This window comes from Nocardia brasiliensis NBRC 14402 (assembly GCF_000308475.2).
GTDB lineage: Bacteria > Actinomycetota > Actinomycetes > Mycobacteriales > Mycobacteriaceae > Nocardia > Nocardia brasiliensis.
On the sequence record NZ_BAFT02000112.1, the window covers coordinates 54602 to 80720 of the forward strand.

Annotated in this window: 8 protein-coding genes; all 8 read right to left on the reverse strand. The window is 68.1% G+C overall.

Translation table 11 applies throughout. The features are described from left to right. Window positions 1-43: 43 nt before the first annotated feature. The 8 genes from TY25_RS38685 to TY25_RS38720 all read right to left on the reverse strand — a co-directional run bounded on the left by TY25_RS38685 (window position 44) and on the right by TY25_RS38720 (window position 26085). Entirely contained in the window at window positions 44-829 is a 786-nt protein-coding gene (locus TY25_RS38685) for an ESX secretion-associated protein EspG (RefSeq protein WP_042265037.1), read from the reverse strand. After that, window positions 826-2589, reverse strand: a complete 1764-nt coding sequence (locus tag TY25_RS38690) for a hypothetical protein (protein ID WP_042265040.1) — start codon at window positions 2587-2589, stop codon at window positions 826-828. The genes TY25_RS38685 and TY25_RS38690 overlap by 4 nt, the downstream gene beginning before the upstream one ends. Window positions 2590-2960: 371 nt before the next feature. Beyond that, window positions 2961-3218, reverse strand: coding sequence for a hypothetical protein (locus TY25_RS38695; protein WP_042265043.1), 258 nt, complete (start codon window positions 3216-3218; stop codon window positions 2961-2963). Window positions 3219-3227: 9 nt separating this feature from the next. Continuing rightward, window positions 3228-22814 (reverse strand): WXG100-like domain-containing protein, encoded by a 19587-nt coding sequence (locus tag TY25_RS38700; protein ID WP_042265045.1) that lies wholly within the window; start codon window positions 22812-22814, stop codon window positions 3228-3230. Window positions 22815-22831: 17 nt separating this feature from the next. After that, entirely contained in the window at window positions 22832-23344 is a 513-nt protein-coding gene (locus tag TY25_RS38705) for a YbaB/EbfC family nucleoid-associated protein (protein WP_042265047.1), read from the reverse strand. A gap of 16 nt (window positions 23345-23360) precedes the next feature. Beyond that, window positions 23361-23714 (reverse strand): hypothetical protein, encoded by a 354-nt coding sequence (locus TY25_RS38710; protein WP_042265049.1) that lies wholly within the window; start codon window positions 23712-23714, stop codon window positions 23361-23363. Between the two features lie 191 nt (window positions 23715-23905). Then, the gene (locus TY25_RS38715; RefSeq protein WP_042265051.1) at window positions 23906-24283 is read right to left on the reverse strand and encodes a toxin-antitoxin system YwqK family antitoxin; all 378 of its coding nucleotides are present in this window, start codon (window positions 24281-24283) and stop codon (window positions 23906-23908) included. Further along, entirely contained in the window at window positions 24280-26085 is a 1806-nt protein-coding gene (locus TY25_RS38720) for a hypothetical protein (protein ID WP_042265052.1), read from the reverse strand. The genes TY25_RS38715 and TY25_RS38720 overlap by 4 nt, the downstream gene beginning before the upstream one ends. Between the last annotated feature and the right edge of the window lie 34 nt (window positions 26086-26119).

The window sequence follows — 26119 nt, forward strand, 5'->3', positions numbered from 1 at the left end:
AGACATGGGATCAATAACAGCGTCTCACGCACGTCAACCCCCTTTATGCTCGTTCGTCTTTGATCGCCCGAACCACCTCGGCGACCCTGCTGTTGATCAACTGCACGAACCGCTTACCGTCGGCGGCCACCGCCACCGGCGGGGATTCCTCGGTGATCACATAACGACCGTCATCTTCGATGTCGCGCCACTGGAGCTGGTGGCGGGTGACGCCACGCGGACCGAAACGCGAGCGCCCCTGCCTGACATCGACCGTTCCGCGATACTCGATCGGCGCGGCCAGAAACTTCTCGGACCGCCGCTGCACCGGATCCGAAAACGAATCTCGCACAACAGAACTGGCGAATGAATAGTCCAGTTCCTCCGCGTGATCCTCTGCGGGAAGGATATAGTCCGCTTCCCGGCCCGCAGGGACGTCGGGCAGCGCCGCCACCACCTTGTCCGCCAATCTCACCGCATCACATTCGGCAATGGTGTATCCGCCACTGTGCCAGAACGTTTCACCAGGTTTCTGTGTCACGACGTAGCCCGTGTCGGCGCGTCGAACACCCAATACCCGCACGAGAGTTTCGGCTTTGTTTTCGTCACGGCCGTCATATCCGTTGACCGCGATCGAAATCTCCGGCGAGCACAGCGTCTCCAATACCTCGCCGACGAACTCCGGGTATGTGACATCCACATGGTTCATGGCACGCCGCATTTCGTAATCGAGCTCACTGCGAGTGCGCGCCCGCATGGTGCAGACCAAAGGCCACGGCAACCACGTCGTCGTCGCCCGTTGCCAGACGGCGAAGAGTTCGAGGTCCGTGAACGTCCAGGTGCGGTTCATTGCTCTACAACGGGTTTGACCACAACCGGCGCATCACCGATCGCGTCTTCCAGATGCTCGGTGGAGTCGAGGTAGTCAGCGCGCTTGTGCTCCTTCTGCTGTCCCGCGGCGCCCGGGCCGGGGCCGGGGCCCATGCCCATGCCGCTGTTGGCGAGCCCGGCACGTGCGGCGGCCGCCGTACCGGTGGTCGTCGCCTCGGCGCGCGGGAACAACTTGGATGCCTTGTCCAAGTTCTGGTTCGTGAGCCCTTTCGGGGCACCACCGGGACCGCCCGCCCCGCCGGCGCCCTTCGATCCAGCGGTGCCCATGGCTTTCTTCGCCTGCTCCTCCAGATCCTTCAGGCTGGGCAGACCGGGAATTCCTGCCAGGGCGGCCTGCTGAGCTGCCTGCTGAGCCGCGCTGGCCAGCTGCTGCCCCGCTTGCTGAACCGCCTGGCCGAGCTGTTGGCCGAGCTGCTGTGCCGCCTGCATGGCTTGCTGCGCCGCCTGCTGCTGTGCTTGCTGCGCGGCTCGCTGCTGCTCTTGCCGTTGCTGTTCCTGGGCGCGCTGCTGCTGTTCCTGCCGGGCGCGCGCCATCTGTTCTTCCAACGCCTTGCGCTGCTGCTCGGCCTGCTCTTGCAAACGCCGCTGTTGGTCTTGCGCCTGTTTCTGCGAAAGTCCGGGGTTCGCGGTCCCGGGCGGACCGGGAGGTCCGGGCGGGCCGGGCTCTTGCGTTTGCTGCTTGGGACCTTCGGGAAAGGGCAACGGCGGGAAGGCGGTGGACGTCGCTTCCATGCCGAGCTCGTACCAATTGGCAAAAGCGTCTCGGGCCAGTCCCAGCACCAATACCTGATTGTCTTTGGAGTACGTATCCTTCGGCGAATCCGGCATGTTTACCTGCGTGGTCTTGCCCCAGTTATAGGCATCCATGAGATTAGCGCTCATGACTTTCATCGCCTGAACAAGTGCCGCACCGGTACCGGTGTAGATATTGACAGCCTTCTTCGCGCTGTTCGCGCCGTAACCGGTCCACTCTTCCGAATCCACAAGATTCGAGATGTCCCGTTTGAAATCAGCGAACCCGCGGTCCAACTGGGTCGCCATTCGATGCCAGTCCGAAGCCAGGTCCTGGACGTAGTTGATGCCCTGCAGCGTGGTATACAACTTGTGAAAGTCCTCGTAGACCAAAGTCGCCGCCGGCTCCGCGTCGATCATCGCGCCCTTGTCCGTGACTTTGACGCTAGAAGGCAGGCCCTCGTACTTGCCGACCTGATAACCACCTTTGCCGTCCGGCGCCGCCTTCTCATATTTCGGCTTCGCCGCCGGGAGCTTATTGTCGTACCAATGGTCCGGGTCTGCAATCTCTCCGTTGTAGTGCTGCTCAGCGTGCTCGATGCCTTCGGAAGGATGGCGGCTGTTCTGGATCCTGGCCAGCTCAGCCTTCGAGTCCCCGTCCGCATTCTTGTACTTATTGCCCGCGATCAAGAACGATTGAGCCATGTCGGTCAGAATCTTCTTGTGCGCGTCGATGATATCTTCGCGAAACTTCGTGCCCGCCTTGTAAACTTCCCTCGTCATCTCCTGACCCGAAGGCAGATGACCGAAAAGCTGATACGAGGTCGGCAGTTTCTGATCCGATAGTTCACCCGCACTGCCCAGCACCAGGTCGATGATGTCGAGCATGTCCGCACAATAAGTCGCCGCCTTGGTCGCGACGTCGTGATTCAGTTTGAGCGCACCGGGCCTCTTGAAGCCCTTCCAGTCGTCCTTCGGCTCACCCATCGATCATGCTCCTAGCAGCTCGAAGTTCCGAGTACCGGCAAAGCAGCACTGCCCGGCAGCAGCAAGCTCCCTACCTGTCCTCGGCATCGAACGATGCGCATGCGCTGGATCCCTCATCCGCTACTGGCCCTCCTCGCAGCTGCGATGCTGACGCTGTGTGCGCACGTCGGCTTCGCAGCCAGTTACTACAGCGTCCCAATCCTATGGGTACTAGTGCTTGCTTCGCACGTACAGACCCGAATCTTGGTGGCACATGTACATCGTGTCCGAGGCATCTGGCCCACCCTCAGAAATAACGCAGGTACGCCTCCCGAAAGCGTCGTGCAGCAACTCGCTGGTCACCCTACCGTTGCTGGAGCCGTGCTCGCGCACTACTCGAAGGCGCGGTTGATGGCGGCTTGGCGGGCGGCGGCGTTGGAGCCGTCCAACTGGCCGGCGAAAGCGGCTTCGGCGGCGGTGATCAGGTGGTCGGGGATGTTCGGGTAGGCCTCGGCGATCTCCCACAGGGCGTTCGCGGTGCGCAGGTCCAGCCCGTTGTCGGTCGGCACACCGGCACCGCCGCGGACCGCGGTCAGCGCCTCGTCGAAGAACACCCGCAGTTCGTCCTCGCTCGGGTGATCCGAGAGCATGATTCCTCCTCAGTTGAAGATCGTGGCACAGCGCCGCGGATCGGCCAGCACATCCCGGACCAGCAGCCCGAGGTCGGTGCCGAGGCCGGTGAGCGGATACGGAAAATCGGTGACGGTATGGCCGTCGACGTGCACCTGGAACCGGGCCTGTCGCGGACCCCGCTGTTCCCAGCCGACGCCGACCGCGGGCGAATCCAGGTCGAACTCGTTCGCGCCGAGCCGCAGCGTCAGCCTGCCGTCCTTGCGGTAGAACACGGCGAGGGTCTCCCCGAAGTAGCCGAGCACGCCGCCCACCTGTCCGGTGGCGATGGTTGCGGCGCGCAACGTGCCGGTGACCGGGTCGAAGGTCGCGAGCCGGCCGCCGTCGAGCGCCTGCAGGATGACTTCCGAACTGCCCGAGCCGTTCTCGTCGTGCCAGCGGCGACGCCGATCATCACGCCCGCCCGCGCCGCCACCGGCCGCGGCCCCGGCCATGGGCGGCACCATCGGCGGCGGCATCATCGGCGGGACAAACGGCTGTTGCGGTCCGCCGGACAGCAGCGGGTTCGGCGGGAGCCCGTGCTGGTTCGGGATGCCGTTGTGGCCCTGGTTGCCGTTGTGGCCCTGGTTGCCGTTCTGCCCCGGGTAGCCGGGCTTGGCCACGTCGCTCGGGTACGGCGTCAGCGGCGGACGCGGCGATCCCGACCCGCCAGGTGAACCTGTCGGGTCCGGTGAGCCCGTCGGATCCGGCGATGGCGTCGGATCCGGCGGCAACGTCGGGGTGGGCGGCGGCGTCGTCGTCGGCGGTGTAGTGGGTGGCGTCGTCGGCGGCGGCGTCGGCGGTGTAGTGGGTGGCGTCGTCGTCGGCGGAGTCGTCGGCGGCGGCGTGGTGGGCGGTGGCGTCGTCGGCGGCGGCGTGGTGGGTGGCGTCGTCGGCCGCGGCGTGGTCGGCGTCGGCGATCCGGTCGGCCGTCCCACCGGACGATCGGTCGGACTGGTCGGCCGCGGCGAGACCGGCGGCTGCGGCGGCACCGGCGGAACGGGTGGCACCGGCGGCTTTTCGGGTTCCGGCAGCTCCGGCATCGGCGCCTTGGGCGGCGGCGGAGCCATCGCGTGCGGCGGGAACTCGAGCTCGAATTCGTGCGGCGGATGCGGGATGTGCGAACGGAACACCGGCGGCGTCAACTCGCCCTCCGCCGTACGCGTCCGATCACCGTCGTCGCCGTCATCGTCGTCGGTCGCCCGATCCCGATCCGTGCTGTTTCCGGCACCGTCACGGTCCCGACCCGAGTCCGAATCGCTCTGCTGCTCAGGACGATCGGCGCCTTCCAGCACGCCATCCTCCGAACCAGGGCGCACCGGAGCGGTGTAATCAACGGCCCCTTCCTGGTTTTCGTGCTCCGGCTCCGATCGCGGACGGTCCGGCGCACCCGTCTCCGGGGCGGCCAGTGCCGCCGCCCGAGACTCGGCGCGCGCCAAGTCTTCCTCGATCCGCGCCACTTCCAGCTCGGCCGCCAGATAGTCACGGGCGGCCCGCTCCAGTTCGGCGACCTTGTCCAACCGAGCTTGCTGTTCGGTGACATCCAATGTCCGGGCGCGCAATTCGTCGCCACGCGCGACGATCTCGCTCTCGGAGCCGAGCTGGTTCGGCTCGATCGATACGCGCAGTGCCTCGGCGGCCGCCGCGCGCGCTGCCTCGGCCCGTTCCAGGGCCTCCTGCGCCCGGGTCAGTTCCTGCTCCAGACCCTCGCGGCGGTCTTCCACCAAAAGGCGTTCGGTCTCGCGTTGCGCGGCGGAGTCGGGCCCGCGATCACCATCCGGCTGATGCTCGGCCGAATCAGCTTCGACCTCAGGCAGTTCCGGCCGGCCGCTGCGCACCAGCTCGCGGGCCTTCGCGAGTTCGCTGTCATGGCGCGCGATGTTCTCTTCGAGCACCCGCACCACCTCGGTGGCGGCGTCGAAGTCGCGACAGGCCTGCGCCAGATCATCAACTCGCCGTTCACCTTCGGCATCGCTCTGCGCTGCCCGCAGGTCGGCCAGCAACGCCTCGACCGGCCGGTCGGAACCGAACATCCACTCCGGGTCCAGACCGAGGCTCTGCTCCAGCTCCAGCAGCGCATCGATACGCGTGTCCAATGCCGCACGTGCCCTGTCCAGTTCGAGCTGGTAGCGGTCGCGCGGCAGGAACGGCGGCGGCTCCGGCAAGGGACCGACCGCGTACGGAACGCCCGCGCGCTCGCCCGTCAACGGCGGCCGATCCGCATCCCAGTGGAAGCCGAGGCCGACCGCGTGCGTGTTCGCGTCGTGCCAGGTCTTGTCGTGATTCTCCGGGTCCCGCAGGAACTCCGATTCGGCCAGCGCGTCGTACAGCAGCACGATGTCCTGTTTCATCGCTTTGCCCGCGACGAGACGGTTGATGGCCTCGGCGACATCGGCGAGCTGGTCCATCCGCTTCGGCACCACCCGCCCGTTGGGATCGGTGTAGTCGGTGACCAGGTGCTCGTCGGTCAGCAGATGGTTGAGCACCTGCTGGATCTGCTCTTTGCTGAACCGTGGCGGCGGCAGTGCGCCCTCGGCGGTGGCGTCGTGCCACATGTTCGGCACCAGCTCCGCGACGATTTCGTTGATCCGCTCGTCGCTGATCCTGCCGTTGTTGCTCCGCTCGTCGAGCAGCGCGTTGCGGATATCGGCGATGGTGTCGCGCACCAGGTCTCGGTCATTGCCGTCGAACAGGGTGTCCGTGCGCGCAGCCAGCTCGTCGATCTGTTTGTCGATCCGCTCCAGCTGTTCGGCGACATCGGGCCGGGTGGGGTCGATGCCGCGGTGCCCGTCCACCAGTTGCTTACGCACCAGGTCGATCAGCGCGCGAGCGGCGGCCTCCTGCTGGTCTTTTCCGTACTGCGCCAGCTGGTCGGCGATCTTGTCGGCCAGCTGATCGTCGGCACGGAACTTCTCGTATTCACGGTCGGCCCAGTCCTGGACCTTCTGCCACTCGGCCACCTCGTGATCGAACTGGCGCTGCAACCACTCAGGGATCTCGACGTGGTCATAGCTGGTGTGTTCGCTCGCCTCCCAGCTCCGGTACATCGGCTGAATATTGGTCTCCGGCGGTTTGTGCCAATCGAATCCGGACCAGACCGTCCCGAACGGCGGCAGCTTCTGCAGCCACGGCCGCGCCTTGACCCACTCCCCGATCTCCGGATGACGCTGGATCCACGCCTTGACCTTCGGGTGATCGATCGCCGCGAGCAGCGTACGGATATCCCGTTGAATGGCATAGAAATCCGAGCCGATGTGCACGTTGACCAGAGCATCGTCCGGCACACCGTCCTGGAAGTACTTCACCGGCACGTTCATCGGGTTCATCGGCAGCATGTTCTTCGCGATATGCCCGGGCGGGATATCGGCGAAAGGTGTTGCCAGATCATTGATGTAGTCGGCGAGACCGGCCCACCAGTCCGGATCACCCGGGTCGTAGGCATCCGGCGTCTCGGCGTCGCGGTTGGTCTTCCAGTCCGGCCTGCTCGGGTTCACCGGATGCCAGACGTCGTCGCTGTCGCGCCAGCGAACCATCAACAGGCCCGGATCACCGTTGATCCAGCCCGTCTCGAGGCGTTCCACCTCGGGCCCGCGTGCGACCACCGTTTCCCGGCCGGGTGCGGTGTGCCGGTATTCGATCTGCGGCGACCGCATCATGCCCTGCGCCACATCGGAATTCGTCCGGATGGCGTGCTCGAGTGCGGCATCGTGCCCGGCCCGCGGCTTGTCCGAGGTCGAAACGGGTCCGAAGACCACGATGCGCGGCCGATCACCGCCGAAGTAGCCGACCTGGTCGGTCACCATCCGCCCGCCCTCGGCCGTGAGCGCATCGCGCCAGCCCGCGACCTCGTGCCAGCGCTCGGTGAGCGCGGTCATCTGGTCCTGCAACCGGGTCATCGCGTTGTCGGCCCTGATCACATCCGCGGCGGCGGTGGCGAGCACGTCGAGCATCGCGGGCCGATCGGGGTCGGTACCGTCGTCGGTGCGCAGGTGATGATCGATCGTGTCGGCCAGTCGCTGCGGCTCCGGGCCCAGGTCGGTCAGCGGAATGCTCAACCGCTCCGCCAGATCCTCCAGCACCGCGCGTGGGCGCCTGCTCTCCTGGAAAATGGCGGCCTGCCTGCCCGCCAGCTGATCCAGTTCGGCGACAACGTCATCGGAAAGCGGACGGTCCCGATCCACACCCTGCCGCTGCAGTTCGTTGAGCCTGGCATCGATACCCGTGACGAGCTGGTCGAGCCGGTTGAACTCCCGGACCGACTGCTGCAGGCTGCGGATGGCTTGTTCGCGCAGTTCCCGCTCCGGCCCCGCCACCGGCTCGTGCACCACCCGGCCGGGGCTGTCGAGGTTGCCGGGCACCCGCACCGTTCGGGTGCGCGCCTCCTGGTAGAGGTCGAGCACCCGCCGGTCGAACGCGTCACCGCTCAGCTCCGGCACATCGAGACGCCGCGCGAGGTCATCCCTTGCGGCACGGGCGGTTTCCCGTTCCCGAGCGCGGTCTGCCCGTTCCTCGAGCAGCCGGTCGTATTCGGCCTCACGGGTTTCCAGCGGCGCGTACTCGGCGTCCAGCCGGGCCAGCTCGGTGGTCAACCGCGCGAGCGTTTCCTCGTCGGTCGCGATCCGATTGCACAGCCGCTCCAGCTCTTTCACTCGGAGCACGTCGTGCGGCAGCCGCTCCTGACCCTCGATGCGGTGGTGGTTCAGTTCGCGCAGCGTGTCGGCAAGGGCGTCGCCCGGACGCAGGGCCGCCCAGTCGTCGGACGGATCGACACCGAGCAGCGTGGCGAGCTCGTCGCGCCGGCGCACCGCGCTGTCGCGGTCGGCGATCACCTGGTCACGCGACTCGACCAGCTCGGCGCGACGCTCGGCGGGATCCACCTCCGGCGTCGGTGCCGGATCGGGATCAGGTGGGGTCGGCCCGCCTTCAGGTTCGGCAGCACCCTTCGGCCTCGTTGTGCCGCTTTCATTTTCGGAGCTGACCGGCTGTTCGGGAGCACCCGGACGCTGCGGTGCGCCCGGCTGCCGCGGACCCGCACCACCCGGCTCGCCCGGTCCGCTCGACGGATCTTCGGGCGGCATCGGGCCGTCGTCCGGCCGCGCGTTCTGCTCGAGAATCGTCAACCGATCGAGCACGGATTGATACCACTCGGGGTGCGCGGCGAACTCCGGCTCCATCGCCTCGATCCGGCGGCGGATCTCGGCGAGCTCGGCCGCACCGACCTCGTGCCGGCGCCAGTGGATCGTGCCATCGGCGCCGCGATCGAAGAAGTGGTAGGCGAACCCACTGGTGGTTTCGGCATCACCACGCCGGCCACCGACGAACGCGAGGCTGTGGTCGATGCCGCTGATCTGACCGTCCCGGGTGGCCAGCCAGTTCGTCATGCCGCGGTCCGGCATCCGGATCAGCACGTCCAACAGGCCCATACGCACACCGGCGGGAGTGTCGGTGAGCCCGGTCTGCTGCGGGCTCCAGGCTCCCGGATGCAGGCTGCTCGGCCAGTCGCCCGGCATGAACTGCATGAAGATCATGTTGTCGCTGACCCGGATGATGTGCGGCACGTTCGCCCCGACCGCCCGGCCGACCAGCGCCGCAAGCACTTCCGCGTCGGCGTGGATCGGATTGCTCAGCGTCTTGCGGATCAGCTGCGTGCCGTCGGCGAGGGTGATCAGCTCGACCCGTTCGGCCATCTGCAGCGCACCCTCGCTGAGGATCTCTACGCGGATCTCCTCGCCCGAGGTCGGCGCGTCCTCGACCCGAGCCACCGCGCGGGCGAGATCCGCTGCGCCCGTGTCGGATTGGTTCGGGTCACGGGGGGAGTCGCCCTGCGGCGGGCGGTTCGGGCCACCCTCGGGCCCGTCGCCCGGATCACCGACCGGCGGTGTCGCCGGCGGTTGCGGCGGCTTCTTCCCGCCGCCCGCGCCCTCCGCCGTCGATGGTGCGATCGGTTCCTGCAGCACTGCGGTTTTCGGCTCGCCCGGACGTGAACCTTCGCCCGGTTCAGCCGGTTTGCGCGAACCGGGGTCTTCGTTCGACTGTCCCGGACGTACCGGTGCGCCACCCTCGCCGGGTGTCGGCCGCGGGCCGGGCGTAATCGGCTCACCCACCGGGGCCGCACCGCTCGGTGGCAGTAGATCCACGATGGTCACACGGCCTGCGTCATCCACCTGAACTTGCCGGTAGACCACGTCGATGTGCTGCTGCGCCAAGGAATCACGCAGTTGGTCGCCGAGGATGTGCTCGGGCGCGCGGAACGGCGAGACCACGAGGATACGCTGCGGATCGCCAGGGAGTACTGCGACGCCGTCCGCATTCCGCAGCGGTTGCCCCTCCGTGGCGAGCACGTCACGCGCGATCACCGCGCCCGCTTCGGCGCACAGGTCGCTCTTGGTCCGCACCGACTCGTGATACTGGCCGAGGCTCTGCGCCAGCGTGCCCATCAACCGGGTGACCTCGGCATACCGCTGTTGCGCGGCATTGCGATCGTCGAAGTACTGCACCATCTCATCGGGCCGGATGCCGGTGCGGTTGTTCAGCTCGGTGATCCGGGCGTCGGCGGTGTCCGCGACTTCCCGCGCCCGCTCCTCCATCTGCCGGGGAGTCAGGCCGTCGGGGTCGACGCCGAGCCCGCGCAGTGCCGCCCGCGCGCCATCGAGCAATTGCGCACCGCGGGCCGCCTCATCGGCAATTCGCGTGACAAGGCTTTCGAATTCCGGTGTGCGGGTGGTGGGTTCGTACGCTCGCGGCGCACCGACCGTCGACCACTGCCCTTGCGGCGCGCCGGTCTGCGGACGATTCCCTCCGGCCGGAACCACCGGATCACCTGCGGGTGCGCCGGTTTCACCCTGTCCGACATTCTCACCAGGACCACGCTGCGGCACATCGGCACCCGCCACCGGCCCCGCATGCGGACCGGTCTGGTTTTCCGGCGCCGGTCGGGCTTGCGGGTCCGCACTCGACCGCGGCGCAGTACCGGCGGGTGCCTGACGCACCTGCTCTCCCCCACCCGCCTGTGCGGGTTCAGGGACCGACGGAGCTTCGTGCACCGGCGACACCGGACCGGCCTGCGGACGCGACGGCTCACCCGGCTGCTGGGCCTTGCGCGACTGCGGTGCCTCGCTCGCGGTGCCTTCGCCGGTCTGCGGAGCCTGACCCCGCCCCGGACGCGCGACCTCGCCAGGCGCGACCGCACCTGGCAGCGGCGCTTGCCCCGACTGCGGCGTCACGCCTCCCGGCGGTGTCTCGCGCGACTGCGGCGCTTCGCCGACCACCGGGGTCTCGCGGACCGGCGGAACCGCGCCCTGCTGGGGCGTTTCGCCGGGCTGCGGAGTCTGCCGCGACTGCGGCGCCTCGCCAGGTGTGTGCTCGCCCTGCTGCGGAGTTCCGCGGGACTGCGGGGTTTCGGTGGTCGGAGGTTGCTTGGCACCGCCGCCATCGCTCGTGGAGTGGGGTTCCGGGCGGGAGATGGGCAGGGCCGAAGCATCCGGCGGATCGACGCGGTGCACCTGGGTGCGGCCGTCTTCACCGACGACGAGACGGAAAAGCACTACGTTGTCCCGGTTCGGGCCGACGACGTCGGCGAGGTCCGGATGCTGCGCGACCGCCCGATCGATCAGCGTCGCGGGTTGCGCCGACTCGCCGCGCAGCACGACCACCACCTGGCGCGGGTCACCATCGATCACACCGACCTGCGGCAGATCCGTGAGCGGACGAGCACCGACCTGAGCCAGCACATCGTCCCGAAGCTGTTGCGTGAGTTGCCGATCCAGCTCGGCAGCGGTCCGTTCGGCATCACCCTTCCGCTCGAACGCGCCTTCGGCCTCGGCCTGATCGCGCGCCTGCTGCAACTGCTGCTCGGCGTCGTCGCGGGCGCGCAGCGCGTCGGCCTTGGCCTGCTCCAGCCGATCGATCTCCGGGTGCTGCTGCGGCGTCTCCGCGACCGGCAAACGCTTCGCGGCACCGCCATCGCTGGGCGCGTCGGGCTCCGGCCGCACGGCGTGCAGCGGCGGCGCATCCGGCGGATCTTCTCGACGGACCTGCGTGCGCCCGTCTTCGCCGGGGGTGAGCCGGAAGACGATGGCATTATCACGGTTCGGTCCGACAAGGTCACCGAGGTCCGGATGCGCTGCGACCGCCCGGTCGAGCAACGTGGTCGGATCCGACTCCCCGCGCACCACCACGACCACGCGACGCGGATCCCCATCGGTCACACCGACCTGCGGTAGACCCGGCAACGGACGGGCATCGACATCGGCCAGTGCGTTATCCCGAAGCTGTTGTGTGAGTTGTCGATCCAGCTCCGCCGCATCGCGTTCGGCGAACCGCTGCCGCTCGAACGCGGCCTCCGCCTCGGCCTGATCCCGCGCCTGCTGCAACTGCTGCTCTGCCTCGTCCCGAGCCCGCAACGCATCGGCCTTGGCCTGCTCCAGCCGATCGATCTCGGCTTGGCGGCGCTGCGTTTCCAGTTCGGCGGCCCGCTGCCGTTCGGCGACCGCTTCGGGCGATTCCACCGGTTCCGGCCGTACGGGCGAATCCGGTTCCCCGGCAAGCAGTTCCATGCGCTGAGTCCGCGGCAGCGCGCGGTCGGCGTCGTGCTGCTCGAGGCGGTCTTCCAACCGTGTCACCTCAGCGGCGGCAGCGTCGAACTCTTGCAGTGCCCTGCTCAGATCGTCGATGCGCTGTCGCCCAGCCTCGTCCGGCTGCTCCGCGCGCAGCTCCGCCAGCCGGGGCGCAGGATCCTCCGCAAACACCACGTCCGCGTCGACGCCCGCCGCTCTGGCCGCCTCGAGCAAGGCGTCGGTGCGCGCTTCCCAGGCAACTCGAGCCTTGGCGAGCTGGAGTTCGTAGCGATCGCGGGGCAGGAACGGTTCCGGCGGGTTGAGCGGCTCGGGCGCATACGGGATGCCGGCCCGCTCTCCGGTCAGCGGGGGACGATTCGCGTCCCAGTGATAGCCCTCGGCGACGGCGTGCGCGTTCGCGTGATGCCAGGTCTTGCCCGCGTTCGCCGGGTCACGCAGGTAGTTGGACTCGGCGAGCGCGTCGAGCAGCAGCACGATATCCGCGGGCAGCGGTTCGCCTTCGACGATCCGATTGATGGCCTCGGCGACATCGGCCAGCTGATCCATCCGCCGCAGTACCGGCCGGCCGCTCGGATCGGCGTGGTCGCTGGCCAGGTGCTCGTCGAAGAGCAGATGGTCGAGGATCTGCCGCAGCTGCGCGGTGCTGAACTCCGGGAAATCGAGCCGGGGCGGGACGTGGTCGAAGTCCAGATCCGGCGGTTTCAGGGCCGGGTTCTGCCGTTCGATTTCCGGGGTCAGCGGGCGCATCGCCGGGGTCAGTTCCGTGACGAGGCGCGCGATGTCGGCATCGGTGATCGGGCGCTGGTTCCGAATGTCCAACAGCTGCTGGCGAATATCGGCGATCTGGTCGCGGATCTCGACCCGGTTGTCGGTGTCGAAGTGGTTGGCGAACTTGTTCGCGAGCCGATCGATCTGCTCGTTGATCAGTTGCAACTGCTTGTCGACATCCGGGCGGCTCAGGTCGACACCGCGATGCGGATCCACCAGTTCCTCGCGGATGTGCTTCAGCACGTCCTGCGCACCGGCAACCCGCTGCTGCTGGCGGTAGTCGGCCAGCGGCCCGGCCATCCGATCGGCCAGCTGGTCGTCGGCGCGGAATCGCTCGTATTCGCGGTCGGCCCACTGCTGCACCTCGCGCCAGCGCGCGACATCGGCGTCGATCGAGCGCTGCAGCCACTCCGGAATCTCGACCCGGTGACCGAGCGGTGCATGCTCCGAGGGCTCCCACCGCCGGTACATCGGCTGGATATTGGACTCCGGCGGCTTGTACCAGTCGAACGACGACCACACGGTGCCGAAGATCGGCATCTTCTGCAACCACGGCCGCGCCTTGACCCAGTCGCCGATTTCCGGGTGACGATGGATCCAGTCCCGGACCATCGGATGGTCGATGGCGGCGAACAGGGTGCGCAGATTCCGTTGGATGGCATAGACATCCCCGCCGAGGTGGATAGTCTCGATCGAATCCGGGTCGACACCCAGGCCGTCGTAGAGCACCGGCGCGCTCATCGGATTCATCGGCAGCATGTTCTTCGCGATATGCCCGGGCGGGATATCGGCGAAAGGCGTTGCCAGATCGTTGATGAAGTCGGCCAGACCGGCCCACCAGTCGGGGTTGGGCTCCTCCCAGTGATCCGGCGTGCCGTCCTCACGGTTGGTGCGCCATTCGGGCCTGGCCGGATTGACCGGATGCCACTGCCCGTCACCGTCTTGCCAGCGGACCACCAACATGCCGGGATCCCCGTTGATCCAACCGGTTTCGGTGCGCTCGAGCCGGGGGCCGGGCATACCGACATCGCGCCACCCGCCTGCCCGATCGGTGACGATCTGGTGGTATTCGACGCGCGGATGCCGCAGCATCGCTTGCGCGGCAGCGGGACTGCGGTTCAACGCGTCGCGCAGCGCATCATCGAATGCGCGGTGCGGGTTCTCGTGTTCGGCCCGCGGACCGAACACGATGATTCGCGGGCGCTCACCGTAGATGATGCCGACACGGTCGGTCACCATGTGCCCGCCCTGCGCGGTGATGAGGTCACGCCACAACCCGGTGGCGCGGGTCATCTCGTCTTCGAGCCTGCCGATGGCGTTGTCGGCCGCGAGCACATCCGCGGCCGCGGACTCCAGCAGATCGAGCATCGCGAGGCGGTCGGCCATTTCGTCGACCCGCATCGTCCGCGAACGCTGGTGTTCCATCTCCTCGGCCAGCCGCTGCGGATTCTCCAGCAAGCTGCCCTCGTCGATCTGCAACGCGCGCGCCAGGTCGGTGACCATCATGCGCTGCACCCTGGTGTCGCGGAGTAGCTCGGTGCGCTCACCCGCCAGCCGATCCAATTCGGGGGCAAGGTCTTCGGTGGGCGGCCGATCGAGACCGACGCCGTCTTCCCGCAACTGGGCCATTCGCGCGTCGATCTGTTCGATCGCCTGATCGAGCCGGTTGAACTCGGCGAGCGCCTCCGCGAGTTCGCGGATCTCCCGTTGCCGCGCCACCGCTTCGGGCCCGGACAGCGGCTCGCGCACGATCCGCTCCATGCTGTCCAACCCGCCGCGCACGTGCACCTTGCGGCCCTGCGACTCGTCGTACAGGTCGAGCACCCGGCGCTCGAACGCGTCGCCGTCGAGATCGGAAATACCGTGCCGCACCGCCAGTTCATCCCGGATGGCCCGTGCCGCTTCGCGATCCTGGAACAGCTGCCGCCGCTGGTCGAGCAGGCGGTCGTATTCGCCCTCGGGGGTCTCGTTGCGCGCCGCCGCCTCACGTTCCGCGGCGAGCAACGCCAGATCCCGGTCGATCCGGGCGATTTCGGCGTCCGCGTCGGCGATCCGGCTCACCTGGTGTTCCAGATCCCGGACTCGCTCCGCGACCACCGCCTGTTCGCGCAATTCCGTGGTGCGCCCGAGGATCTCATCGATCGTGTCGGACAGGTTCTCGGGCCGCAGGCCGGGCGCGTCGACATCGGAGTCGACCCGCAAACGCATCGCGAGTTCGGTGCGCTGCCGCAGCGCATCTGCGCGCTCCGCGAGAGCACGGTCGCGCGCGGCCTCGAGTTCCTGCTGCCGCTGGGCGAACACTTCCTCCGGTGTCGGGGTCGGCTGCTCGGGTGTCGGCGCGGGCCGCTCCGGTGTCGGTGCGGGCTCCTCGGGCGTCGGCGTCTGCTCCGGCTCGCGCGCCGCCGGCTTTTCCGGGTTCTGCCGGTCGCCGTTGTTCGCGTCCTCGTCGCCCGGATCACTTACGCGCGGTGAAGTTTCCGGCGGCTTCTTACCGCCACCGGCACCCGCGGCTTCCGGTTCGGCCGCCGACTCGCCGAGCGGCCAGACCTTCTTGTCGCCCGGGTGCGGCGGCTCACCTTCGGACTCGCCTGTGCGGCTCCGGTTTTCGGGATCCTCGGCGCGATGTCGACCGGCCGGCTCCGGCGGGGCCTCGGCGGCGACCCGCGGCAGCACGCCGTCGGCGATATCGCGGGAGAACTCGGCTCGCAGCGCGGCCATGCGCGCCTGCCATTCGGCGTGGTCGGCGCGCATCTGCGACGCCCAGTCAGCAGGTCCGGTATCGGCGATCTGCCGCATCGCCGCCGCGTGCTCGGCGGCCATCCGCGCCGTCCACTCCGCTTGTTCGGCGCGCATCCGTGCCGACCAATCCGCGAGACTCTCATGCCTGCCCTCGTCCCGCGCGGGCGTCGTCTCGGCGTCGTCGCCCGCCCGCATCGGCGGCTCGTTCGCCGGCCGCGGTGCGCCTTCGGGATTCGGAACCCGTTGTGGTGCAGCAGGATCGGCGGGCGCCGCGACACGGGGTACGCCGTTTGCATCCGGCCGTGGCAGGCGCGGCGGCAGCGCGTCGGCGCCCAGCGCCGCCAAGTCCATCAGCATTCGGTGCAGGACCTGGGCGGGCTCGCTCGCCCGGGAGCCGTTGAGTTCGACATCCAGGAAGGCGTCGGCGACCGCCTCGCCTGGATTGAACACGCCGTCCTGGCCGAAGCTGTAGGGGCTGAGCTGGCGCAACCACCGGTCGTAACCCTGCGGGGTGGCCGGGAACGCCGGATCCGATGCCGCCTTCTGCTTGTAGTACTCCTGCAGTACGTGATCCGCGTACGTCAGCGAATGCGGATCGGCCGGGTTCATCGGCCGTAGCGAGGCCCGCTGGCCCTGCATGTCCACCACGTGACCGAATTCGTGCGTCAGGATGCCGAGCACCGCCCGGCCGTCGCCCATCATGTTCGGGCCGAACCGGCCGTTGTTCAGGCCACGCTGCACCTCCTGCCGGAAGGCGTCCATGCTGCCGACGAAGTCCGAGCTGAACTTGATCGAATCGGCCCGCCGCAGACCGGTTTCCGGGTTGATCCCGGGCAAGACCATCGCCAAGCAACGGCCCCGGAAATCACCGATACCGATGGTGCGCAGGTCCATGTTCGGGTACTTGCCGCGCAGATCGACTATGCCCCTGGCGATTTCACGCGCCACCTCGGCATCGACACCCGGCCGGTCGAACCCGTAGACGACGAGTCCGGTGTCCTCGGCCAGCTTGGCGCCGACCTCGGCCGCGCTCAACGGCGTCCACTCGTCGGTGATGTGCGGCTGCGGCGGCACATCGTCGCCGGGTCGATGCCCGCCCTCGGCGCCGTCGACCGGTGCGTCCGGCCGAGGCGGCATCAGCCGTGAGCCCACCTCGCGCTCATGCGACAACGCGGTCGCCATCTTCCCCGGATCATCCGCCCCGCCCGGCCGGGGCCGCGGCTGCGTCGACGAATCCGCGGGTTTGACCTCAGGCGAGGATTCCCCTTCGGGCCGCGACGAATCCGGCGGTCGCGCATCCCGTGGCGGACCGGGCGGATCGCCGACAGGTGGCGCTTCCGGCATCCGGTTCGGCGCGCCCGCCTCCTCGGCGGCGCGGCGCTGCTGATCGAGCACGCTCTGCTTGGCCGCGTCCGACGGCGGGTACTTGGTCATCCGATCGGTGGCGCTGTCCGCACCGTCGAGCATGTGGTGGCAGTTGGCGCAGAACGGAGCGTCACCCGCCCGGCCACCGAACGGGAACTGCGGTGCGTGGATCAGTGCGGCCATCGCGGCGCGGTCGTCGGCCAGCCCGGCGTTGCGGCGGTCCCACAACATCTGGTTGGTGGCCTTGACCTCGGCGTGGCCGAACGGCTCGTCGGGGTGCGGATGCGGTTCCGTCTTCGGCACATTCGGGTCTTCGTCGTGACTGTACGGACCGTTTTCCTCCATGAGCCGGAGGTTCTCTTTCAGCGTCGGGTGTGCGTCCGCGTCGGCGATGATGTCGGAGCGCTTGCCGTTCGCGGCCTCGTAGACGCGTCCGGTCTCCCGGTCGATGCCCACGGACATGCACGCGCCCTGCGCCTTTCGCGCCAACACCTTGTCCGCTGCGGCCTGCCGGTACAGGTCCGCGCGTTCCGCGCCGAGGGCGCGCACGTAGTCATCGATCGGCACGCCGTCGACGTGGGTGATGAGATCTGTGCCCGCATCACGCGTCACCGTCGACTCGTCGAGCGTCCCCAGTGGATGACTGTCGACTTCCGGTCCCGGCAGCGGCGCGCCGTTGTCCGGCACGATGAACGACGAAGGCAGCGGCCGTGTTTCGTCGGATAGATGTCCGTCGTGCAGCGGGCCCGCATCGGCATTGGCATCCGGCTCGCGATGCGCGCCGTCGTCGGTGTGGTTTGTTTCGTCCGCGGGACGGGTGGCCGGTTCGGGGGTTTCCTCGGCGGGGCGGGGGCGGGTGTCGGTGGTGTCCGCGGAGGCGCGGTCGGCGGGGGGCGCGGCTTCTCTGGTTGGGGTGGTGCGGGTTTCGGGGGCGTCGGCGGCTACCGGTTTGATGACCAGGTAGCCCTTTTCGCGGGCTACTTCCTCGGAGAAGATTCCGGCTACGTCTTTGACGCCCGGGATGGGGCTCTCGCCCTCGTGCAGGCCGGCGAGCCGCAGCAGCCCTTCGGGGGTGGTCGCGGCAAGGTCGAGATCGCTGTCGGCGCGGAACGGTTCGCCGGTCTTCTCCGAGATTCCGGTTTGGCGGCTGCCGAAAAGCACTAGGGGCTCGCCGGTTTCGGCGACGGAGCGGCGCACGGCGTCCAGCATCTCCGGCGTCACACCGGGGCCGGGCTCGCCGATCATCTCGACGTCGGGCAGGTCGGTGTCTCGGCGCGGAGCGTCTGTGTCGGGCCCGTCGAGATCGGCGGGTGGTGAGGTGTCGGAAAGCTCGTGGCGTGGGCTGCCGGTGCCGTTGTGCTGCCTGCCGTCGAACGGCTGGCCGACCCGGGCCGGATCGTGCGCGCCCGCTTCCTGATCGAGAATCCGGCGGCGGTCGGCGTCACTGATCGGATGTTCCGGCCGTCCCTCGTGCCCGGCCAGGAGGATGGCGCGAATATTGCGCACCTCCCCTGTCGTGCGCGGCGGGAAGCTGTGATTGTCCAGTCCCGCACCGATATCGCGAACGATGATGTTGTCGCCGCCGACGTTGATCAGCTCGTAGGCGTGCGCGCCGACACCGTGCTCGTCGCGCCCCGCGTAGGTGTCGACGACCAAGGCCGAGGAGCCCTCGCCCAGGGCGATGAGCTGCTGCCGGATCTGCTCGTGCGTATCGACGGGACGCAACTCGCCGCCGGCCAGCGCCTCCAGTTCCCTGGCGGTCATGCCGTCCGGGCCGATGGTGCGCTCCGGCAACCAGATATGGTCGCCGTGCCGGTTGCGCAGGTCGATCAGCGAGTCCTCGCCGCAGCGGCCACGGCGGTCGTCCAGCTGGTTGGCCGGATCGTTGTCGAGGCGGGGATGCGGTCCGGCCGGAGGCGTGCCGTCGGGCGAACTCTGTTGCGGCGGAGTGTGATCGGATTGGACCTCACCGATGTTGTCCATCCGCACCGGCACACCGTTGCGATCCAGGCCGAACTCGGAGATCTTGACCTTGCCGTGGATATTGACGTGCGCCTTGTGGTACTCGATGTCCAGAGTGCCGTCGTGGTGCGCCTTCAGCAGCTCGTCGCGTGCACGCAGAAGCGCTTGTCCCTCAGACGAATCGACATCGATGCCACGAGCGCGCAACTGCTCCGGCGTCTCGGACAAGATGGTCTTCAAGTTGTGGTCGATGGCCAGCGTGCGCCGCAGGTACTCCGGCGAGCCTTGCTGCGCCCTGCCGTCCACGGTGTTCGCACCGCCGAGCCCGGAACCGACACCCTTGGCCTCGATCACAACCAACTTGGGTGGTCGTGGCGGGTTGCCGTCCGAGCCGTCGTTGCCCGGCACCAGGATCGCGTAGTCGACCATGTCCGCGCCGTCCCGCGCGCCCTTGAACGGACTGATGATCACCGCATCCGGGTGCAATACCGGATCGAGCCCGAAAGCCTTCGCACCGAGCTCGCCGAGCAGCTTGGAGGCGTTCACCATCTTCGGGCCGAGTTCGTTGTACTTCTCGGCTTGACTCTGCAGATCATTCAGCTTCTCGAGCTTTGCCAGCTTTGCTTCGTCGGTCAGCCCGGGGTCCGCCATGACCTTGTCGGTCAGCCGGTTGATCACCGTATCGAGCTCGCTGGCCTTCAGCTGCGGGATCTCCTTGATCCCGTACTGCGAGAACTCCGGAATGAGATTCTTGACCAGATCGTCGGCGACCGCGTCGCGCTGGGTCTGCAGGTTCTTCCGCTCGGTGGACGCGTCGTCCAATTGCTTCTGTAGTTCCGGGTCGGTCACGTTGTAGGGCTTGGCGGGTCCTTCGTCGGCCAGGAAGGCGAACCCGCGCTTGCTGAGATGATCATCGATCCAGCCCGTGTTGTCGCGCAGTCGGAAAGTGCCCTCGTCACGCCACGTATTGTCCGCGTCCTCCGGGTGGTGCCATTTGCCGTCGGCACCCCGGTAGAACTGGTTCGCGTCGGGTCGCGCACCGATACGCACCGGGTCGGCTTCGTCCGCACCCTGCGACATGAGCTCGTCGCGGATGTGCGCAGGCACCGGATCGACCGGCGTCCCATCACCTTTGAAGAGAATCGCCAGGGAACGGTCGACGTCGCGGACCGGCGCGCCGCCCTCTTCACCGGTCAGGGTGGCGTCGCGGATGGTGATCTTGCCGTTCTCGTGCACCATCAGATAGGCGTGCGCGCCGACGCCGTGCCGGTCCGATGGACCGCTGTAGACGTCGACCACCAGGGCGGTCGCGCCCTCGCCGAGACTCATCAGGCGGTTCGCGATGGCATCCGCGCCCGGGAACTCTCGCAGCGCACCACCCGCCGACGCGACCAGTTCGCCCGCGGTCATGCCGTCCGGGCCGATCGTACGGTTCGGCAGGCGGAAGTTCTCGGCGCCGAACCGGCGGATCAGCTCGACCACGGAGAGCAGACCGCACTTGCCGCGCAGGTCGTCGTCCCCGCGCGGTCGCGGCGCGTCACCGGGTTCGGTATCGCCGTCGGGTCGGGGCGAACCGTCGTTGGGCGCGTCGGCGGTCGGTTGCCGCCCGTGCGGGGTGTTCGCGCTGTCCGGACCCACGAGCGGCGGGACCAAGAGCAGATCGTCCGCGCCGTGTTGCCGGTCGTCGGGGCCGTCCACGCGATCGGGATGCTGGGTCGAATCCGCGTCGTCGCGCGCCGTCGTGCTGTCGTCGCGCGGCGGCGTACCGGTCTCCCCCGGCTCGCGGCCCGCCCGTGGCTCCTCGCCGGTGCGCGGCCGATTCGGTTGTGACGCAGCATCATCCGAACGCGGCGCGTCGGTCTCGGGTCGATTCGCGGTGTCGTCCGAACGCGGTGCATCGGTCTCAGGGCGAGTCGAAGTGTCCTCCGAACGCGGCGCATCGGTCTCGGGCCGAGTCGAAGTGTCGACGGAACGGGGAGCTTCGCCCGAGCGCGGTGCCGCCTCGCCCGTTCGGGGTGCCGCCTCGCCCGAGCGCGTCGTATCGGCCGGTGGGCGAACTGCGGAATCGCCTGTGTCCGAACGAACTTGGACGTTACCGCCCGCTTCGCTGGTGACCCGCTGCTTCGCGCGCGGCGCCTCTTCCCCACTCGATTCCGCACGGATGCCGGGGGTTGAATCACGCGCTCCAGCACGGGCATTCGGATCCGCGACCGAGGCACGCGAATCAACGCGTGGCCGTTCGGCACCGGGGCGCGCTTCCGGCGAACCCGCCCGCGGATCGGTCGCCCTGGTCTCGCCGCCCGACTGAGTCCGTGCCTGCTCGCCGCCGCGCACCGGTTCGGAGCTACCGCGTACCGGCTCGGCACCGGTGTGCGGTCGCGCTTCACCCGGCACACCGGCTCTCGGCTGCGATCCGTCGCCGCCGGTGCGCGCCGGATCGGCCGTCGTGACCGGATTATGTTGCGGCGCAGCTTGTCCCGACTGCATCGGCGCAGCGGAGTCGACGCCCGTGTGCTGCGGGCCCGCGTTGCGATCGGCACCCGCGCCGGCGTTCCCGGTCTCACCCGCGGTACCACGATCTTGTGCGCTGCCGCCCTGATCCGTTGCGCCGCTTCGGCTTTGGTCACCGCCGCCGGTCTGCTCCGGCGCGGCCCCGGCCCGGTTCTCCGAACCGCCTTCGTGGCGCCCACCGTCGGAGGCACGGCTCTCCGACCCGCCTTCGTGGCGGCCGCCGTCGGCAGAACGGCTTTCCGATCCACCCCGATCATGTTGCTGCGCACCGGTTTCGGAGCTACTCGGGTTCGTCCGGTTCGATCCGTCGCCCGAGGTCTGCGTCGAGCCGTCACCGGTCGAAGTATGCGACGAACCGTCGCCCGTCGAGGTCCGCGACGACGAACCGTCACCGGTGGATGTCCGCGACGACGAACCGTCGCCGGTGCCGCTGTTGGTGTTGCGGGAACCGTCACCGGCTCTACCGCTGTTGTTACTCCCCCCGGTGCCCGTGCCGTCGCCGGTACGACCGGCCCCGGTACCGCCACCCGTCGTGCCGGCCTGTGCACCAGAACCGTTGTTGCCCAACCCATTTGCACCGGAAGGATGCACCGCGGGCGAGTTCGCCCCAGCTCCGACGCCCGTCGGGGTGAGGGTGCCGAGAGAGCCGACGCGGGGCACGCCGACCGGATCGACGCGCACGCCGCCGCCCCACTTCGGCGACGAGCTGAAGTACCCGTTCGCCAACGCCTTGTTGCCACCCGACATCGCACCGTTGGAGATGCCCGCGGTGAACATCCGAGGGTCGAGGTTGCCGAACGCCGCGCCCCATCCGTTCTTGTAGACATCGAGGGCGAACTGCGGCAGCGCACCGGCGACGGCGCCCACTGTGCCGGCGGCCATGCCGGTGATCGCGCCCGCGAAGAAGGGCTTCATCTTCCCGCTCAGCATGTTGCCGAGCTTGTCGCCGACCGGGCCCGCTGCCGCCGCACCGAGGCCGGAGGACAGGGCGGTCATGCCGACCTGCTGCCAATTGACGCCGTCCTTGCGGTGGCCCTGCCAGACCTGCATCTGCTGGATGCCGAGGTCCTGCATGGTGCCGAGCGCCAGGTCGATGGCGACGTGCTTCATGAACCACTTGGCGAAAGCGGAGGTGAGCATCTTGCCGAGCGCTCTGGTGATCGCGGCCATTACCCGCTGCGCGATCATTCGGATAGCGAACCTGGTGGCGATGATCGCGCCGGCTTCCACGGCCGGGGCGGTGGGCGGAAAGAGCCACGCCGCAGCGATTTCTAGGGCGAGCAGGCCCAGCGACGAGGCCATCATCCATTTGGCGTATTCGATTTCATCGCCGACCTGATCACAGGATTTGGCGATGCCGTCGAAGAATTCCGCCATCTTTTTCAGATTTTGGTTTTCTTGCTCTTTCGTCGCGCCGGTGCCGTCGAGCAATTTCTGGAACACGCCGCCGATTTCGTCACGGGCGGCGCCGTGCGGGTACGCAGCCAGGGCAGCGCTCTTCGCGGCCAAGATATCGGATTCGATACCCCGGATACCCTCGGCGGCATTGCGCCAATCATCGGCCAGGCCACGCATGCCGGTCTCGGAACCGTCCGGCCAATCGCTACCGGCGACCCATCCGAGTACATCGACTACGCCGCTCCAAAAATCGCCCATATCTGGTCACCACCCGATTACCAACCGGAATCGGTGACCCCCGGCTTCTTCGGTACGACCTGCTCCACGGTTTCCACGTTGTCGAACGTCATGCCCTGATCGGCCGCCGCGGCGGCACGATCGGGCGAGTCCGGCTTGGATTGCGGGGCCCGATCCATGGTCGGCATCATCGAACGCACGTCCGGCATGCCTTCGACCAGGTCGGACAGTTTGGGCAACCGGGCGCGATCCTCCTGGATGGGCGCCATCAGCTCCTGCGTCTGCCGCATCACGTCCGCCGCTGCCTCCTGCGAGGCCTGCAGCACCGCACGGGCCAGATCCGCGTATTCGAGTTCTTCCACATTGCGGCCGAATTTGACGTCGATGACCACACCGTCGGCGTTCACCGACACGGTGACCCGACCGCCCCGGACCGTGGCCTTGCCCACCAGCGCCGTGCGCCGGCGTTGCAGCTGCGCAATGTTCCGAAGCTGCGACTGCACCTCGTCCATGAGCCCCGCGACATCTCCGCGCGAAAAATCATGTGTCACAGCGACCGACCTTCACTCATTTGTATTCGAAGCCCTGACGGTTACGTTCTTCCAAGATGTTCTGGATATCGTCGGCGACCTTCTCTTGCGAATCGGCGAGGCCATCGAAGGTGCCCGCCATTCCCTCGTTGCCGCCCTCCCCGACGGCGAAGTCGTGCATGTTCTTCTTCGATGCGTTGTAGCCCGGCTGGCCGTCGGCACCGTCGGTGAACTGCTTCCCGAGCTTGTCGTTGCCCCACGGCGCGCCTCTGCCGGTGATAGCGGTCTCCAGGTTCGACCAGACCCCGGCGATGCGCGTGCCGACGGTACGGGTCTTTCCGGCGGCTCTGCGGAATGCGGCGGGATCGACCTCGAATTTCTCATCGGCCATCGTGAACCCCTTCCTGTACCGACCGAGGCTATATGCCCCCGTTCACGACCCGCTCGCCCGTTCATGCGACGTTCACGTGCGCAGCGGCGATCAGTCAAACAACGGTAACACCAACAACACTCACCCACTACTCCAAACGGGGGGTGCACAGAGCCCCAGAATCTAGGGGCATAAGGCTGCGACCTGCGAATTCACTCTTGACCGGGCCGGGGGATCTGGTCGATCAGCTCTCCTTTGTCGTCCCACTTCCGCCGAGAGATCAGCTTGCCCGGCCCGTCGAAGACGCTGACCTCCCGCAAACTGCCGTCCGGATACCATTCGCGCCACTCCCCGACCGGCCGGTTCTTGGCGACCATGCCGGTGTGCTTGAGCGTTCCGTCGGAATACCAGCTCTTACTCGGGCCGTCTTCGAATCCGTCCACAAACGTCCACAGTCCGATGATCGTCCCGGCGGCATCACGTTCGACCGCCTCACCGGTATACCGCTCCCCGCGGTAGAACATCTGGCTGTACTCATTGGACATGTCCGCGTCGGGGTCGTCGACGTCGATCGGTTCGTTGCCGGTCATCGCTGAGCCTCCACCGCGCTGTGCCGTCGTTGGAATCGTTCCTCGAACTCCGCGATATAGATCGAGGGCGCCACCGACGACGAGGACTGCTCGAGTACGCCGTCGTCGGCGATATAGAAGATCGCCCGGCCAATCGCGATCTCGTCCGGTTTGGTCGGCACGTAGACCATCCACCCGACGCTGATCCGCTCCGCCCGTAGATCCGACAGCGGATAGCGTGCGGTGTTCATACCGCTGTCGATGACGAACTGCCGCACTCGGGCCAGCGCGTCCTCCTGCGGCATCGGCTCGGGCAGCGTCATCGTCGCGCCGGCCATGGCGAGCTGGAAAAAGGCGCTGTCCACGTCGAATGCGCCGTCGTCGCCGAACACGTCGACCAGGGTGGCGCGGGTGACTACCCCGATCTCCGCGGCCGACACCAGGGTCGCGGCGGCCGCGCGCTGCCGCTCGGTCACCTCGTCGCCGAGCACTCCGCAGACGATGTCGACGACGGTTTCCGAGGTCCACATTCCGGGCACCGCGTCGCTCAGCTCGTCCGCGATCGGCGACTCACCGCGATACCAGTTGCCGCCTTCCCACCAGTAGCAGAACGACAGCAGGCCACCGGCCACCCGCGCGTTCAGCACCGGGTTGGCGATCCACTCCGGGGCGCCCGCGTACAGCTGCGGCATCGGCTCGCCGTCGTTGTAGGCCCGGGCCAGCGCGGGCGCGTTCCACACGCCGCCGGACAGGACCGCCCGGCCGCCGGGCAGCGAATACAGCGTGGAACCGCTGCGCTTGAGGCCCTCGAACCAGCTCATCGAGGGCAGCACCCGCGGACCGAGTTCGGAGCCGGCGGCGACGAACGCCGCGGCGATCACGGCCCAGCGGGCGGCCATCAGCGGGAAGGCCGGGAAGTCGTGCTCGGACAGCACACCGCGCCTGCCGGTGTCCCGGTCCGCCCGCGCCTGCACGGCCGCGTCCAGCGGGGTACGGGACTGGCGATCGCCGTGCCCGAGATACGCGGATAGCCAAATCGGCAGCGCCGCACGGGGATACACCTCGAGATCGGCGCGGTAGATCTCCGGCGCGAACAGCTGGTCGTCCGGGAACGGCTCGTCACCGTAGTCGTAATCGACCTCGACCTGACCGGTGTTGGTCAGGGTGAGCAGATAGCGCCACCACGGCCCGTCACTGAGCTGTGCCGACAAGTGCCGATGTTCCCGGATGAGCGCGAGCACGTCCTCGGGTGGGAAGGCACGCGCGACCCGGCCCTCCTCGTCGGTGAAGACGACCAGTGCCACCTCGGCGCCCACCGCCATCGCGAAGGTCGCCTCCAGCCTGGTCCATCCTTCCGGCCCGGCCGCGCCGAGTTCGCGGGCGACCTGATGACTGATCGCACTGGTCCGTTCGGCGACGTCCTCGGTCTGCGGCGCCGCGCCCATCAGCGTGAAACCCACATCGGGGTCGTCGCCGTCCGGCAGTTCGACGCCGACGCCTTCGAGCAGTTCGGCCACGGTTTCATCCGAGTCCGAGTCCGAGTCCGAGTCGGCCGACAGCGAGGCGAAGAACTGGCGCATGAATTCCGCGCGAGCGGCTTCGTCGTCAGCCGAGGGTGCCGCGACGACACCCGGCAGGGCGGGCTCCTCAGGCGCTCGACGCATCACCGTCTGCAAGTAGCGGCGCATGAAGGCGTCCTGCTCGGCCGACGTCTCCGCGGACCGGGCCGGGGACGTCGGCGAAGACACGTCGGATTGCTCGCGATCCGTAGCCGATTCGGCGCGGGGCTTGTCCTGCGGAGCCTCGTCGTCTGGTCTGGTCACGTCGCGGAACTCTCCTCGTCTGGCACACGGACAC